General features: G+C 38.4%; 17 protein-coding genes and 1 riboswitch. Of the genes, 6 read left to right on the top strand and 11 right to left on the bottom strand.

Features of this window, described 5'->3' with window-relative positions; genetic code table 11:
* Positions 1-28: 28 nt before the first annotated feature.
* The 3 genes from fabF to MKX57_RS11600 form a co-directional block, all read right to left on the bottom strand.
* Entirely contained in the window at positions 29-1,264 is a 1,236-nt protein-coding gene (fabF, locus tag MKX57_RS11610; protein WP_107922232.1) for a beta-ketoacyl-ACP synthase II, read from the bottom strand.
* Between the two features lie 20 nt (positions 1,265-1,284).
* Entirely contained in the window at positions 1,285-1,842 is a 558-nt protein-coding gene (locus tag MKX57_RS11605) for a TetR/AcrR family transcriptional regulator (RefSeq protein WP_107922231.1), read from the bottom strand.
* A 79-nt stretch (positions 1,843-1,921) separates the two neighbouring features.
* Positions 1,922-2,392 carry a DinB family protein gene (locus MKX57_RS11600; RefSeq protein WP_089984364.1) on the bottom strand — a complete coding sequence of 157 codons (471 nt, stop codon included), beginning with the start codon at positions 2,390-2,392 and terminating at the stop codon, positions 1,922-1,924.
* 169 nt (positions 2,393-2,561) lie between these two features.
* On the opposite strand from MKX57_RS11600, the gene MKX57_RS11595 reads away from it, so the two are divergent.
* Together MKX57_RS11595 and MKX57_RS11590 are read left to right on the top strand one after the other, a co-directional pair.
* Positions 2,562-3,170, top strand: a complete 609-nt coding sequence (locus tag MKX57_RS11595) for a hypothetical protein (RefSeq protein ID WP_089984366.1) — start codon at positions 2,562-2,564, stop codon at positions 3,168-3,170.
* A gap of 61 nt (positions 3,171-3,231) precedes the next feature.
* Positions 3,232-4,056: a serine protease gene (locus tag MKX57_RS11590; RefSeq protein ID WP_089984368.1), complete on the top strand. Its 825-nt coding sequence runs from the start codon at positions 3,232-3,234 to the stop codon at positions 4,054-4,056.
* Positions 4,057-4,118: 62 nt separating this feature from the next.
* On the opposite strand, the gene MKX57_RS11585 is transcribed toward MKX57_RS11590, so the two are convergent.
* From MKX57_RS11585 to MKX57_RS11575, 3 genes are all read right to left on the bottom strand, one after another.
* Positions 4,119-4,604 carry a DUF1232 domain-containing protein gene (locus tag MKX57_RS11585; RefSeq protein ID WP_342551123.1) on the bottom strand — a complete coding sequence of 162 codons (486 nt, stop codon included), beginning with the start codon at positions 4,602-4,604 and terminating at the stop codon, positions 4,119-4,121.
* A gap of 500 nt (positions 4,605-5,104) precedes the next feature.
* On the bottom strand, positions 5,105-5,305 hold the full coding sequence (locus MKX57_RS11580; RefSeq protein ID WP_004230088.1) for a cold-shock protein: 201 nt from the start codon (positions 5,303-5,305) through the stop codon (positions 5,105-5,107).
* A 222-nt stretch (positions 5,306-5,527) separates the two neighbouring features.
* Positions 5,528-5,848: a DUF1033 family protein gene (locus MKX57_RS11575; protein WP_237068825.1), complete on the bottom strand. Its 321-nt coding sequence runs from the start codon at positions 5,846-5,848 to the stop codon at positions 5,528-5,530.
* Positions 5,849-5,935: 87 nt separating this feature from the next.
* On the opposite strand from MKX57_RS11575, the gene MKX57_RS11570 reads away from it, so the two are divergent.
* From MKX57_RS11570 to MKX57_RS11555, 4 genes are all read left to right on the top strand, one after another.
* Positions 5,936-7,663, top strand: coding sequence for a methyl-accepting chemotaxis protein (locus MKX57_RS11570; RefSeq protein ID WP_008181211.1), 1,728 nt, complete (start codon positions 5,936-5,938; stop codon positions 7,661-7,663).
* A gap of 44 nt (positions 7,664-7,707) precedes the next feature.
* Positions 7,708-7,989 carry an acylphosphatase gene (locus MKX57_RS11565; protein WP_025115385.1) on the top strand — a complete coding sequence of 94 codons (282 nt, stop codon included), beginning with the start codon at positions 7,708-7,710 and terminating at the stop codon, positions 7,987-7,989.
* Between the two features lie 673 nt (positions 7,990-8,662).
* Positions 8,663-9,313, top strand: a complete 651-nt coding sequence (locus tag MKX57_RS11560; protein ID WP_036220465.1) for a 5-bromo-4-chloroindolyl phosphate hydrolysis family protein — start codon at positions 8,663-8,665, stop codon at positions 9,311-9,313.
* On the top strand, positions 9,310-10,380 hold the full coding sequence (locus MKX57_RS11555; protein ID WP_008181219.1) for a toxic anion resistance protein: 1,071 nt from the start codon (positions 9,310-9,312) through the stop codon (positions 10,378-10,380). Before MKX57_RS11560 ends, MKX57_RS11555 begins: the two co-directional genes overlap by 4 nt.
* A 48-nt stretch (positions 10,381-10,428) precedes the next feature.
* Here MKX57_RS11555 and MKX57_RS11550 read toward each other — a convergent pair whose 3' ends face one another.
* The 5 genes from MKX57_RS11550 to odhB form a co-directional block, all read right to left on the bottom strand.
* Complete coding sequence (locus MKX57_RS11550; RefSeq protein ID WP_012294410.1) at positions 10,429-10,626, bottom strand: DUF6501 family protein; 198 nt, start codon at positions 10,624-10,626, stop codon at positions 10,429-10,431.
* A 271-nt stretch (positions 10,627-10,897) separates the two neighbouring features.
* Positions 10,898-11,629, bottom strand: a complete 732-nt coding sequence (locus MKX57_RS11545) for an amino acid ABC transporter ATP-binding protein (protein WP_342551098.1) — start codon at positions 11,627-11,629, stop codon at positions 10,898-10,900.
* 12 nt (positions 11,630-11,641) lie between these two features.
* Positions 11,642-12,367, bottom strand: a complete 726-nt coding sequence (locus MKX57_RS11540; protein WP_008181226.1) for an amino acid ABC transporter permease — start codon at positions 12,365-12,367, stop codon at positions 11,642-11,644.
* Positions 12,368-12,536: 169 nt separating this feature from the next.
* Entirely contained in the window at positions 12,537-13,394 is an 858-nt protein-coding gene (locus tag MKX57_RS11535) for a transporter substrate-binding domain-containing protein (RefSeq protein ID WP_089984375.1), read from the bottom strand.
* A gap of 118 nt (positions 13,395-13,512) precedes the next feature.
* A riboswitch (Lysine riboswitch) is annotated at positions 13,513-13,699 on the bottom strand.
* 304 nt (positions 13,700-14,003) lie between these two features.
* On the bottom strand, positions 14,004-15,260 hold the full coding sequence (odhB, locus tag MKX57_RS11530; RefSeq protein ID WP_090001558.1) for a 2-oxoglutarate dehydrogenase complex dihydrolipoyllysine-residue succinyltransferase: 1,257 nt from the start codon (positions 15,258-15,260) through the stop codon (positions 14,004-14,006).
* Between the last annotated feature and the right edge of the window lie 2 nt (positions 15,261-15,262).

Here is a 15,262-nt window from a genome sequence, read left to right as displayed (position 1 = left end):
ACATTCCATTTCATACCATTGTGTACTATTATTCCTCAAACTTTTTAAAAGCCAACACAGCATTATGACCGCCAAAGCCAAAACCGTTAGACAAAGCAATGTTGACGGTTTGATGAAGCGCCTCGTTTGGAACATAATTCAAATCACACTCTGGATCTGGCGTTTCGTAATTGATCGTTGGTGGAATGATACCTTCCATAATACTTTTTAAAGTAATGATGGCCTCGATTCCGCCAGCTGCGCCAAAAAGATGGCCTGTCATCGACTTCGTGGAGCTCACTTTTAATTGATAGGCATGCTCACCAAATACACTTTTAATAGCCTTTGTTTCGGATTTGTCTCCCTCTGGTGTACTAGTACCATGCGCATTGATATAATCGACAGCCGTCACATCAATGTCCCCCATGTTTAAGGCTAGTTTCATCGCATTAGCTGCCCCAGTAAAATCAGGCGCTGTAATATGGAAAGCATCAGTCGTCACCCCATAGCCTACGATTTCTCCAAGAATCGTAGCGCCCCTTTGCTTAGCATGTTCATATTCCTCTAGGAACACAACCCCTGCTCCCTCTGACATGACGAAGCCGTCACGATGGCTATCGAATGGTCGGCTAGCTTGTTCTGGCACATCGTTCCTAGTAGACATCGCCTTCATACGGGAAAATCCAGCAAAGCTCAGCGGATTTATCGGTGCCTCAGCCCCACCAGCTAAAATTCCATCTGCATAGCCATGGCGTATATTTAAAAACGCTTCACCAATTGCTTGGTTACCCGTTGCACAAGCGGAAACTGGTGAGAAGCTTGGCCCTTTAAAGCCTGTTTTAATCGCGATAATCCCTGCGGCCATATTGCTAATCATCATCGGCACCATAAACGGTGACACCTTCCTTGGTCCATTATCGAGCATGGCTTGATGATTCGCTAAAATCGTCTCAATTCCCCCAATACCTGAGCCAATATAAACACCTAGTCGTTCCTTATCAACTTGCTCCATATTTATGTTTGCTTGCTCCAAAGCCTGCTGAGATGCAGCCAGTGCATATTGAACAAAAAGATCATATTTACTTAATTCCTTTTTATCCATATATTGAGTAGCATTAAAGTCAGCAATAGAACCAGCAATTTGTGTATGAATGCCGCTGAATTCCTCCGCTTCTAACTTTGTAATACCTGATTTACCTTCTTTAATGTTCTCCCACAAGGCTGATACTGTTTGACCTAGTGGTGAGATAACACCATATCCTGTGACAACTACTCTACGTACCATATCTTCCTCTCCTTTTTCGTTTACTTTAACAGTTTCTTTAATTGCTCCAGCATTTTGTGAAAGAAATCTTCCCCTAAAACCCGTTTGTATTGCAAAGCACCCTTCGTACTCGAAATAAGAAGGATGGCTAATGCCTCTAAATCCATTGTCGACTGAAGTGAACCATAGTTCTTAGCATCTTGTAGTAAATCCACTAAAACATCGACTTCCATTTGGCTAAGCTGTTGAACTTTTTCTTGCATCGAAGGTGACAATTCTTGATAATCCGCCTGTAACGCAGTGATCGGGCAAACACCATCTTGTTCTAGAAATTTAATCCGTCGCAAAATAAAGGCGAAAGGTTTTTCCTCAGCTGCTACTGTAGATTCCTTAATTACTGTATAAGCCTCCCCTAATCCTTTTTGAATTCTTTCGCAAACTGCGACCCCTAAGTCTTCCTTCTTTTCAAAATGATAATGAATGCTCGCTTTTGTTACACCAAGCTCTTTCGCTAAATGGTCATAACTAAATGATGTGAAACCTTTTTCTTGAATATTCTTCAATGTTAATTCAATGATTTGTGATTTTCTATTTGTCATGGCTATATACTAACTTACTAGTAGGTAAGTGTCAAATAAAAATACAGCAGATAGGTTATTTATCTGCTGAAATTATAGTCTATTTCATTTCTTGTGTTGGTCCCATAACACCCGGTACTGGTAAACCAGCTTGACGAAGTAGAACTGTCATTTGACCGCGATGATGCGTTTGATGATCAATTAATGCACGTAATAAAGCGCCCTTTGGTATTGGCCCTGTAAAGCCATTTACCACTTCTAGTAAATCTTCATTTGAAAGCTTTGCTGCTTCCTCTTTTATACCATTTACAACTTTCTCATATGCTTGTACAATTTCTACAGCTGTCGTTGGTACAGGGTCTTCTTGACGAATCATCGGAACCTTTAAGCCTGCTAAATAACTAAAATATCCAGCCGCTCCAACTAAATGCCAACCAAGCCAGCCAAGTGTACTATGTCCCTCTACGATACTTTGATCCAACTTATCGTCAGTTACTGCCTGTAATACTTTCAGTGTTCCCTCTGCAGCCATCGTCCATTCCTGTAAAAAATCATCCGCTTGTCTATACATAACCATGCCCCCCATTTTCTAACTACAATTCTATCTTAGTTAATTTTTTTCATAGTTACAAGTTTCTACTTTTTAGTTTACATAATATTATTACTGGTATACTAGCTATGATTCGTATAATGCGCTACATTCACGTATAATTAATATAAAGTAGCGAAGGAGTGTGCCAATGAAACATTCTATTTTCGTACTTGCTCTTGCATTGTTATTGGCAGGGTGCCATGAAGAAATGAAAAAAGAACCTGTGCACCCAGCTGTTCAAGATCAAGTGTCACTACTCACCTATTTCCCACCTGATGGCTCTGTCGCATATTTTCAAGGAGAGGGAAATGAATATGCCAGCTTTACTCTACAAACTACCTATATCGATACACAACATATTGCTCAAGTGGAAGATAATGGTGGTGTGACTCTATTAAAAATTTATCGCATGACAGATTCAAAGATTGAGCTAGTCTATCGTGAACCTGTAGACAGTAACCCAAGATTGCCTAGTACAACTGAGGTTGCAGCTTACCCTGTGCTAGAAACGATACTACAGCAACCGATACAAGTAGGAACAAGCTTTCAAGGCTGGACCATTCAATCAACAACTGTTCAAGTCGATACAGGAACAAAAGTCTATACAAATGTCATCCAACTTACACGCACTGAAGATCAATTCATAACGACCAAGTATTTTGCACAAGGGGTTGGCCTCATCAAAATCGAAGATACGATGGAGTCTGATCAAGAGCAGCCATTTGTCGTGACTTCCACCTTACAAAAAATAGAATAGTATGATGATGATAGGCGTCCTGCTTGGGCGCCTATTATGTAGCAAAAGGAGGCATCATCCTATGAGTGACCTACATAAGTCTGCTAACGAGCAGGAAGAATTAACAGAAGAAGAATTTATCGAGCTTGTGTTAACAGAGCAACAAAAAGCATTAGCTCAAGAGCAAGAAGAACGTCTTTATGGCAAAAAAACAAAAAAGCCCAAGCCATTCGTACGCTGGATTGTATGGAGTATGGCATTCGTACTGTTTTTCAATACATTCGCGCTTATTTTTCAAATTTATTCTATTCCGGCTATCGAATTTATCAAAGTATCAACCAAGCTATCAGCACAAGAGGATATACAAACTTATAAAAAAGCTATCGTGGAAATTTCGACAGGTTCCAGCAAAGGCACGGGTTTCGCCATCTCACCAGACGGTCTCATTGTCACCAATGCCCATGTAGTAGAGCAAGCACCGACATTATCCGTTGTATTTCCTGATGAGGGAGTAATGGAAGCAACACTAATTGAGAGCTATCCGGATATTGATTTAGCCTTATTGCAAGTTCAAGCAGATCAGCTTCCCTATCTTCCACTAGCAGCTGATCCAACCTTCCCTGAAAATGAGCATATCTATTTTATCGGTAACCCCCTTTCCTTTACTGGAATAGCTAATGAGGGAACTTTGCTGGAATCCATTCAATTAGACGATTGGCAAGTACCAGTAATAATGCTGAAAGCCCCGGTTTACCGTGGCAATAGTGGCAGTCCCGTCATTGATCAACAGGGTGAAGTCATCGGGATTATCTTTGCCACGATGAAATATGAACCTATAGGACGAGTAGGCCTATTTGTCCCAGTCCAACAACTCCACCATATTTTAGAACAATCCAACAAAAAATGAACCTGTAAAGTGCAGGTTCATTTTTGTTGGTGTTGAAGTTATTCGGGGTTTACATAATAATATTATTTATCTTTACTTTCCTGTTTCACAAACTGAGCAATGGCCGATTTCACAGGTATTTTACTAACGACCTCATCACTAACCTCAGCAACTTTTTGGAGAGCATGCAAAAGATTATCATCCCCTGTCCAATGCTTTTCCAACACTTCCGGCCCTAATTTATTAATAATCGTATTCACCACAAACGTCGCCAACACGATATCATCCAAATAACCACCAAACCCTAATATTCCCTCAGGCATCAGATCCAACGGAAACACAAAATACGCAATCGACGCACCGATCAACGCCCGACTTTTCTTATCCACCCCTGCATCTGTTAAGGTTTTAACCAATAGATGAAATAAATCAGGCACAAACATTAAATACGGTGTAAATTTACTATTCTTGCCCTTCTTCGACCCAAGAAAAACAACTAATTTTGTACGTAACTTCTGATAAAAATCCTGCTGTTCCTGATCATTCGGTAATTTCATTAAATCTTCCATCAATAAATCAACCTCCAATAGTAAGTACCTTTGTGTGCTATTTTGTGGCGCTAATTAGTTACCTTTTGAGGTGCTTTTTAGCACATTTTGCGGGCTATTCGCCACTCTTCAAATCCTATACGAATCTTAGTGCGCTATTCAGCACTTTGCGGGCTATCCGGCTCTTTGCTGGTTCTATCCGTCTCTCTCGCCGCGCTATCCATCACTTTGCTAGTTCTATCCGTCTCTTTCACTGCGCTATCCGTCTCTTTGCTCGATATCTACCACTTTTGCGAGCTATCCGTCACTCTCGCCGCACTATCTGTCTCTTTGCTAGTTATCCATCGCTCTTGCGCTTCTATCCAGCACTTCCACCGCGCTATTAACTTTGCCAACAGCACTACTTTATATTTATCCAATTTTAAGATTTATAATCATTGAACATTGCGATGATATAAAAAAAGACATCCTATTTGCATAGGATGCCTGGGTTTAACGAAAGTAATTTTAATTTCTGAGAATTAAAGTTTAGTTACGTTAGCAGCTTGTGGTCCGCGGTTGCCATCTACAACTTCGAATTCCACTTTTTGACCTTCGTCAAGTGTTTTGAAACCTTCGCCTTGGATAGCTGAGAAGTGTACGAATACGTCGTTTTCACCTTCAACTTCGATGAATCCAAAACCTTTTTCTGAGTTAAACCATTTTACTGTACCTTGTTTCATTTAAGAAAACCTCCAAAAAATAAAAGTGAACAATATGTAATTTCTTCAGCGATTGAAAAAAATTCACATATTACAAAGAGTACCGTACTAACGCGATCACTTTTTGTAATATGTGAATTCATGTTTCCGGTGAAGCAATTAAATTGTTAACCTAAGTATAACCAGCATTCATAATTTTGTCAAATAAAGAAAATTGTTTTTTTACTTTATTTCAAAAGTATTTTACTTTTCTTCCATTTTACATGCAATAATTCCATGATATACTTGTGCGTCATCATCACATGCCTCACAGAAGAAACTTTCATCCTCTGACCAAAAGGCCCAATATTGCCCTTCTTTTACTGCTTCATTATCATATGTTGAGCGAAAGAGTGCTAGTTTATGCTGTAAAGCCAGCTCAAACTGCTCCTTTGCTTCAAATGTATCGTGTGTTTGAATAAAAGCTTCCCAGCCCTCAAATTTCCACCAAGGCTCATAGTCCGCTTTCATGTAAATAATTGTATACATATTTGCCCATTCCTTGCTGTCATAAGATATTTTCATTTTAGCAAACACACCTGAAATGTCTATTAAAACAACCTGAATTATGCTATTATTACCTTATTATACATAATTTTTGGAGGTTTTTATATGTTTTCAAGCATTCGACCTAAAGCTGAGCTAGAAGAACTACTAAAGCGTGGGACTGATTTACGTGCAACAGGCCGATTCCATCAAACATTGGCATTTAACCATTTCAATTCGCAAGATGAAGAGCATTTAAAGACGCTCTATGAAAAGCTAAAAGATATTACCCCTTCTATGAATGCCATTTTTCACCATTATTTAAGTGAGATATCCCCTACCTCTCAATTAACCATTAGTGAAGAAAATATTAATCAATATTTAACTCAATTTTTCCTAGCAACACGTGATGACGAGTATGTGGATGAAACCGTCAAATTTTTCAATTTATTTCGCAAGCATCAATATGAGCCTGGTAAATTAATTGTCGTTTTCAATCAATTTGCCTTCTATATTACTACTTATATTTTACATAACTTTGGGATGAAGCCTAATAAAGCCTTCCAATTTATGAAATCATTCCAGTCTGCTGTCAATGTCGATCAGGAGCTATTGGTAGAAGTTTTGACGGAGCGCATCATTGAGAATGTTGTTGGTGAAGTATCATCCTTGATGGATGTCAATGCCAAAATCATGTATATGAAAGATTTAGTATTTAGTTTAGACAAGCAAAATGAGGAAATCCAGTCCTCTACAGCTGCGACTGAAGAAATAGCCGCTTCTATAAATGAAGTAGCCCGTATGTCCTCTCATATATCAGAAAAAACAACTGAATCTGTTGACCATGCGACACAGGGTAAAAATGCAATTGAGCATGCATTATCAGAAATTTTCAAAACGGAAGAAACGTTTACTTCGATTGTAGAATCTTTTACAGAACTGCAAAAACGGGTAAATGATATTGAACAAGTTGTGACATTGATCAACCAAATTGCGGACCAAACTAATTTACTAGCACTAAATGCCTCCATTGAAGCTGCACGCGCGGGTGAACATGGTAAAGGCTTTGCGGTCGTAGCACAGGAAGTACGAAAACTTGCGGAAAGCACGGTCTCAGCTTTAAGCGAAGTCTCTACAAATGTTCACCATTTAAAGAGCTATTCCAATGACGTTTCCGACTCGATAACAGAAACAACAGCCATCATAAAAGAAGCAACCGTTGAGGCGAAAGAATCGTTGCCATTATTGAATGCTATTGTTCATGCGATTGAAGGTATTAACTTGGATGTGACCAATACGGCAGCGATTTCCCAGCAACAGGCAGCGGCTATCGATGAAGTCTCCTCTAGAATGATTGAAATTTCCAACTTGCAGGAAGATATTCGAGACTATAGTCATAATACATCAAGTGATATTCACCTTTTAGGGAAAGAAATCAATCGTTTCCGAAATGATATTATTGCCAATAATAATGTCCAGCTTTCATCCATTGCCCTATTACAGCTATCTAAAGCTGATCATATTTTATGGAAGTGGCGCATTTATAATATGTTCCTTGGCCTAGAACATGTTGAGCCAAACGATGTCTCTTCCCATAGAGAATGTCGACTTGGCAAATGGTACACAGCTTCTCGCACGGTGGAACGCTTCGGCCATTTACAGGATTATCATGATTTAGACAATTATCATTTACTTGTTCACGAATCCGCGAAGCGCGCGGCGGCTGCCTTTAAAGCTGGCAATATCGCACAAGCAGATAGCCATCTAAAAGAAGTAGATGAAGCGTCTACTCAAGTTCTTTATAATATTAATAACTTAATCGCCTATTTAGAAAAAGAAAGAGTTATGCAATAAAGAGAGCGGCTCGTCCCCTCTCTCTAATGGTAGGAGGTATTTCCTTGAACAAACGAGCAAGTATTAAATTTTTTGGTGACGTCTACGGGACAGGCTACCGATTCTTTATTAAACAAAAGGCCATTGAATTAGGGCTAAAAGGGTATTGCAGATTGAATGCTGCTGAGCAAATTGAGGTTGAAGTCGAAGGAGCTGAAAAAGCGCTGAATGAATTCCTTCTTTTTGTCCAAAAAGGTGTAAGTCCCCAAGCCGATTCCAACTCATTTTCTTTAGAGCTGTATGATGATTTAAAAGGATATGTACGAATGGAGTCAGACATTGTTTAGTCTGGCTCTTCTTTTTACAAAGTAGTAAGGCCATAGTAAGACACTACAAGATGCCTTACTGGTTAATGATTTATGTTCTGTTTAAGTAATTTATTATTGGCTATTGCGACTTCTATTAAACCAATCATACATGTTGCTAAAAATAATATAGACCAATTGATTTTTCCATATAATACACATGTATAGATAACGTCAAGCACACAGTATAAAAGTATGATGCTAGCAATAATTATTCCTTTATTATTCTTCATCATTCCACCACTTTCTTTTTTACAAGTTACTAATTTCTAATAAGCTGACTTTATTATACAGTAATTATCTTATTTTGTATTATTAAACATTTTTCCGCAATCAGCACAGAAAAAAAAATATCCGTACATCCGTACATAAAGTTTTTTCAAAAAACAAGCCATCCACGTTTATTTTCAAATCAAACAGCACATAAACCTAAGCATGAGTAATTTGAATCTATACGCTATAATGTTCACAAATCTCTTAAAAATAAGTGGACATAAATAATGAACGACTTATTGCTAGGTATTCTAGGTAATATCATTGAGAAAATTTGCGTTTCGCAGTAAAATTTATGTAAGGTTTCATTTTTCATTGAAACTTTATGTCGATTATTTCGTATAAGAAGATAGACATATTGAAATGCAAGGAGGAAGAAACAATGCTTAGTGTTGGACAGTTTTTTTCTAGACATACTGCTAGCTTCGTTATTTCGTTAACAACTGTTTCTATCGCAGCAATTGCAGCAAATCCTGGATTCTTCCTTGGTGGTTTACTGTTTGCTGGTTCATATGCGACGAGTACAGCGTTGCTGAAACATAGACAAAAAAAGAAAGTCATGCAAATAGCAGGTATCACAAAAGAAGAATTCAAACACATTGAAACACAATTATCAACCGCTAATAAGCAAATTCAAACATTAAGTCAAAACTATTTACGTGTACGTTCTGTATCGGCTTTTAAACAACTACTTGAGATGACGCGCATTTCAAAAAATATCGTCAAAGTTGTAAAGACGGATCCACGTAAGTTTTATAATGTTGAACCCTTTTTCTATGCGCATTTACCTTCAGCAGTGGAATTAACGGATAAGTATACAATGCTTTCTAGGCAGCCCGTGAAGGATAAAGAAATTCAATTGACGTTATCAAAAACGCGTGAAACACTTACCGATTTAAATGATACGATTCAAATTGATTTAAAGGATGCGCTAGCTAATGATATTGACCACCTACAAATGGAGATTGAATTCGCAAATCGTTCTAATCTTAGACGTAGAGAACAATTGGACTGGCGAGGCGATGATAAATGACGGCAAATGAACATGCTTTCCAATTAAATACCATTCCCGGTCTTTCTCCATTAGTACAATCTTATTTAGAAACAACTCCACAAACTGAGGCGATGGCGACGTACGAAACGCTATCGCCTCTTGCGCAAAGTCGAGCCTTACTATATGCTAGCCAACTTGATTTAACTGATTTTGAATCTTTGCTGTCCTTAGGGCAAGATTCACAGCGTTCCCTATCCCAGTTTGCAGATCGGATGTTAGCGCAGGTAAAGCAAAAAGACGTGACAAAAATCGGCCAAATGCTCGATTCCTTAATGCATACTTTAGATCGTGTAGACCCGACAGCTTTAGAGCCGAAAAAGCAAACCTTTTTCAATAAGATATTTGGTAGTAAAACAGAGCCTACTGTGAAACAAACGCTAACAGAATTTGAGCGTATTAGTATTCAGGTGGAACGTATTGGGGTCCAATTGGAACGTGCTCAGCTCCAACTAATTCGAGATGTAGAAAATTTAGAAGCGCTTTATACACATAATCGAGGATTTTTCGAGGAACTAGCTACTGCCATTGCAGCTGGTCAAATGAAAAAACAGCAAGCCATTGAAGTTGAGCTTCCTACAAAAATAACAAGTGTCCAAGCAAATAAACAGCCACTTGCTATACAACAGCTAAATGATTTCGCTGCGCAAATTGAGAGGTTGGATCAACGCATTTATGATTTACAGGTTTCTCAACAAGTAGCCCTTCAAACGGCACCACAAATTCGTATGATACAGCAAGCGAACCAAACATTAGCTGAAAAAATTGAATTTTCCATTGTCACACTAATTCCTTTATGGAAAAATCAATTGGCGATGATGCTTTCCATGCATATGGATCATCACTATGCACAGCTTGAGGAACGATTAACACAGACACAGGATCGTTTTGCAAGGCCATCATTTGAACAGCAAGTATCGAAATTCAAGGAAACACAGCATGAGCTACAAACAGCTATAAAAGATGTCTTCGCCCTACATACGGCGACTGAACAAGAAAAACAACAGTTGCAAGATGCGACAGATATAAGAGGCTATCAGAGAGACTAATGAAAAAAAGGGTGGCTCAGTAAATGATCTGAACCGCCCTGTCTTTTTTTAGGCAAAATAATCTTTATAGTAGCCACCGACGTTGCCAGTGTTATCGATGATAAAAATGAACTCTTCTGTTTCATTTTTCACTTCATATTCTTTTCCAACTGTTAATACGTTTGATACTAAGTATTTTGATGCATTGGTATGTTTGCAAGTCACTGTTCGTAATGTTGGCGCATCTTTCCATTTTAAATGTAACATATTCTCTCTACCTCTCTTTACTAGCATAAAGCTAATGTCTAATGCTTATTTTATAATATTTTTAGGCTTTTGTGGAGAAAAAAGAAATACAATACCTAATCTATCCAAAATAATTTTACATTTGAGGTGTTATGATGAGCTTTGGCGGTGTACCGCAATGGTTTTTTATTATTGCAATAGCATTTGTAATCTGCTTTGTCCTTTATGCAGAGTGGAATTCTAGAAAGTAAGTGAGTCCCTCTATTAGGACTCACTTTTTCATTTGTTGCTACTACTTTAATGTTCGTTTTAAAAACTCTTTCGTTCGATCATGTTGAGGGTTTATTAATACTTGTGATGGTGGGCCCTCTTCGACAATTACACCTTTATCCATAAAGACTACGCGATCTGCTACCTCTTTGGCAAATTCCATCTCATGCGTCACAATAAGCATCGTATTGCCTGCATCCGCCAATTGTCGCATGACTTTGAGTACCTCCCCTACCATCTCAGGGTCTAGTGCTGATGTAGGTTCATCAAAAAGCATCACTTCTGGATTCATGGATAATGCTCGGGCAATGGCTACGCGTTGTTTTTGCCCTCCTGAAAGCTGTCGAGGTTTTGCGTTCACATATTGATCCATCCCGACGATTTTTAAATATTTAAGCGCTGTTTCCTCCGCTTCCTTTTTCAAACGTTTTAAAACTTTTATTTGACCCACTGTACAATTATTTAAAACATTGTGGTTGTTAAATAAATTGAATTGCTGGAATACCATGCCTAGATGTGTTCGATATTCTTGGATATTGTGTTTTTCGTCTAGGATGTCCTCCCCTTGATAAATAATTTGCCCACCACTTGGTGTTTCTAATAAATTAATACAACGAAGTAAAGTGGATTTACCAGAACCAGAGGAACCAATTAAACAAACGACTTCCCCTTTTTCCACTTGAAAATTAACATCCTTTAACACTTGGTTACGTCCAAATGATTTACTTAAATGCTCAATTTTAATGACTGCCATTTGTGCGTCCCCCTAAATTGCTTCTTTTTGTTCTTTTTGATAAGCATCTGGTCCATCTAATCGTTTTTCAACATATAGCAGAATACGTGATGCAGTAAATGTCATGATGAAGTAAAGAATACAAGCTACAAAGAATGATTCAAAATAACGGAAGTTGTTACCGGAGATTGATTTTGTTTGGAAGAATAATTCTGTTACTCCAATAACGTTTAATACGGCTGTATCTTTAATATTCATAATTAATTGGTTGCCTGTCGCAGGTAGTACGTTACGCGCTACTTGTGGTAAAACTACGTGAAGCATGATCTGGAAGTGATTCATACCGATAGCCGATGCTGCCTCATATTGACCATTATCAATTGATACAATACCACCGCGAACAATTTCTGCCATATAGGCACCTGTATTAAGAGAAACGACTAAAATCCCTGCTGTAATAAAGTGCATGTCTATGCCAAATGCAATATCTAATCCATAGTAGACAACCATAGCCTGTACAATCATTGGTGTACCACGGAAAAATTCAACATAGCATGTGAGTATAAAATTAATAAGCTTTAAGCCATAAAATTTCACACCTTTTTTACGAACTGGAATCGTATGCATAATTCCGATGAAAAATCCGATAAATGCACCAATAATTGTACTTATAGTCGAAATTAGTAACGTATAATACGCACCTCGTAAAAACATTTGCCAGTTGTTTTCAATAATTGAAAGTATCCATTCAAGACTCATGATGTTCCTCCTAACAATGTCATGTTGCTTGCTATCTTTTTCGTGCCCTAGCTCTTTCTACTAGTCTATGTTTTATTTCGCTAGGACATTATCATTATGTAGAGAGGTTCTCATTTTAATAATGATGAAATGATAGTGCACGGACTAGTCAATAGTCCGTGCCATTTTTTTATTGTGCTGCTGGTTGCTGAGAAATAGCTTCTTCCATAATCGCTTGGCGATCATCTTCAGAAATTCCTTTTAGAATTTCATTGATTTTATCAAGATTCGCATCTTCTTTACGTAAGCCTACAGCAATTGACGTATTTGAAAGATCTGTATCGAAGCCCTCTTCAAATGCTACGTATGTGAATTTATCGTTGGCAGCAGCTGCGGAAATACCTTCTGGACGTTCTGCAACATAGCCATCAATTTTGCCTGCCTCTAAAGCTACACGCATAGCTGGGAAGCTTTCCATTGCTGTTTGTTTATTAACATCTTTGATTTGGTCTATCACATTGTAGTTGGATGTATTAAGTTGTGATGTAATTTTTGCTCCAGAGAAATCTTGAATGGATTTGACCCCTTCATATTTGCTGCCTTTTTTAATAACCATAACAAAATCAGAAGTATAGTAGTTTTCTGTAAAATCAATTGTTTTCTTACGTTCTTCTGTTGGCGACATGCCTGCGATAATTGCATCAATTTTATTTGATTGTAGCGCTGGTACTAAGCCGTCCCATTCCAATTTGACGATTACTAATTCTTTGCCTAAGCCTTCAGCGATTTTTTTCGCCATTTGTACATCATAGCCGCCTGCATATTCTGCATTATCTGCAATTTTCACCGCACCATTTGCATCATTTTGCTGTGTCCAGTTGAATGGTGGGTAGCCAGCCTCCATTCCAATTCGGAATTCACCGCCGCCGTCTTCCTTATCTGCGCCAGCTTCTCCTGAACTGCCTTCTTTTTTGTCGCTAGTGCCACATGCAGCTAGCACAATTGCCGTCATGATAGAGATCATTACTAACAGCCATTTTCTTTTCATGAAAAACTCCCCTTTTCTGTAAAAAAATAAGACAACTGTACGAAAAAAGACCTAAGTTTTGTGAACTTAGGTCTTACCTTTTATGACAGTTGCCCAAATCCTCACTATAATTCCATGTTTCCGAGATAGCACAACCTAGTAAACCTGGAATTGAATTCACTAGGACAGTCCTGCACTTATTCACTGCAGACCCAGCATAAAAGTACGAGCTCCTTTTATACTTCGGCGATATTTCCTTCTTCATTGCGTCTTTGTTTGCTTGTACTCAACAATGAACTAATAAATACCGCGCCTCTACCTCACTGTTATAGGTTAGTGAGGTTTGTTTATTTAATTGATATTTAGATACTACTATAAAACTAGTATGTACGTCAAGAGAGTTTTAGCATTTTTCTGACTAATGACAATATTAGGGTATTATGCTTGACCTATCCATTGTTAATCTATGTATTTTTGTCAATATATCCGCCGGAAAACCACAAATTTTTACTATCAATGGTTTTTATACTAAGAAAATAGTTTCGTATTTTCAAAATCACTAAAGACTTTAGTGATACAGAAAACCAAGAAAAAAACCCTGTAAAACAAAGTTTACAGGGTTTAAAGGATTTATGAATTTAATAATAAATCTTCAGGATTTTCGATTAATTCTTTAACTGTTTTTAAGAATCCTACAGAATCTTTTCCATCGATGATACGGTGATCATAAGAAAGTGCTACGTACATCATTGGACGGATTTGAACTTCACCATTTACTGCAACTGGACGGTTAACAATTGAGTGCATACCTAAAATACCAGCTTGAGTACCGTTCATAATTGGTGTTGACATTAATGAACCGAATACACCACCGTTTGTGATTGTGAATGATCCACCAGCCATGTCATTTAAGCCTAGTTTTTTCTCACGAGCTTTAGTCGCTAAGCTAGCGATATCTTTTTCGATTTCTGCGAAGTTTTTGCTGTTTGCATCGCGTACAACTGGTACTACTAAACCTTCTTCAGTTGATACTGCAATACCGATATCAAAGAAGTTATTTAAATGTAATTCATCGCCAACGATTTGAGCGTTTACGTATGGGTATTTTTTCAGTGCTGCAACAACAGCTTTTGTGAAGAATGACATGAAACCAAGTTTGATGTCGTTTGCTTTAACAAACTCTTCTTGTTTACGTTTACGAAGTGCCATGATGTTTGTCATGTCAATTTCGTTGAATGTTGTTAACATTGCTGTTGATTGTTTAACTTCTAATAAACGTTTTGCAATTGTTTGACGACGACGGCTCATTTTTTCAATTGTTACACGGTCAGAATTAGCAGCTGGTGTGAATACAACTGGGCCACCTGTAGTTGCTACTGGTGCTGGTGCTGGTACTGCTGGTGCTGTACCATGTGCTGACACATCTTGTACACGAACACGGCCTTGTGGATCTACTGGAGATACCGCTGCAAGGTCGATGCCTTTTTCACGTGCAAGTCGACGTGCCGCTGGAGATGCGATAACACGCTCACCAGAAGTTTCTTCTACTACAGGAGCTGCTGCAACTGGTGCTGTAGGAGCCGCTTGTGGCGCTGCTGGAGCTGGAGCTGCTTCAGCTGGAGCCGCCGTTGCTGGTGCAGCTGCTGCGCCTTCGCCTGCTTCTACGATAGCAATAACTTGACCAACTAGTACAGTATCGCCTTCTTCAGCTAAAATTTGTGTTAATACACCTGCTTCTTCAGAAATGATTTCAGCGTTTACTTTATCTGTTTCAAGTTCAACGATGAATTCACCTTTTTCAACGCGATCGCCCACTTTTTTTACCCACTGTGCGATACTACCTTCTGTAATCGATTCTGCTAATTCAGGGACTTTAATTTCAGCCACTT

This window comes from Lysinibacillus sp. FSL M8-0216 (genome assembly GCF_038595555.1).
Lineage (GTDB): Bacteria > Bacillota > Bacilli > Bacillales_A > Planococcaceae > Lysinibacillus > Lysinibacillus fusiformis.
The sequence above is the reverse complement of the archived record's forward strand: the minus strand, read 5'-3'. Positions and strand labels throughout refer to the sequence as shown.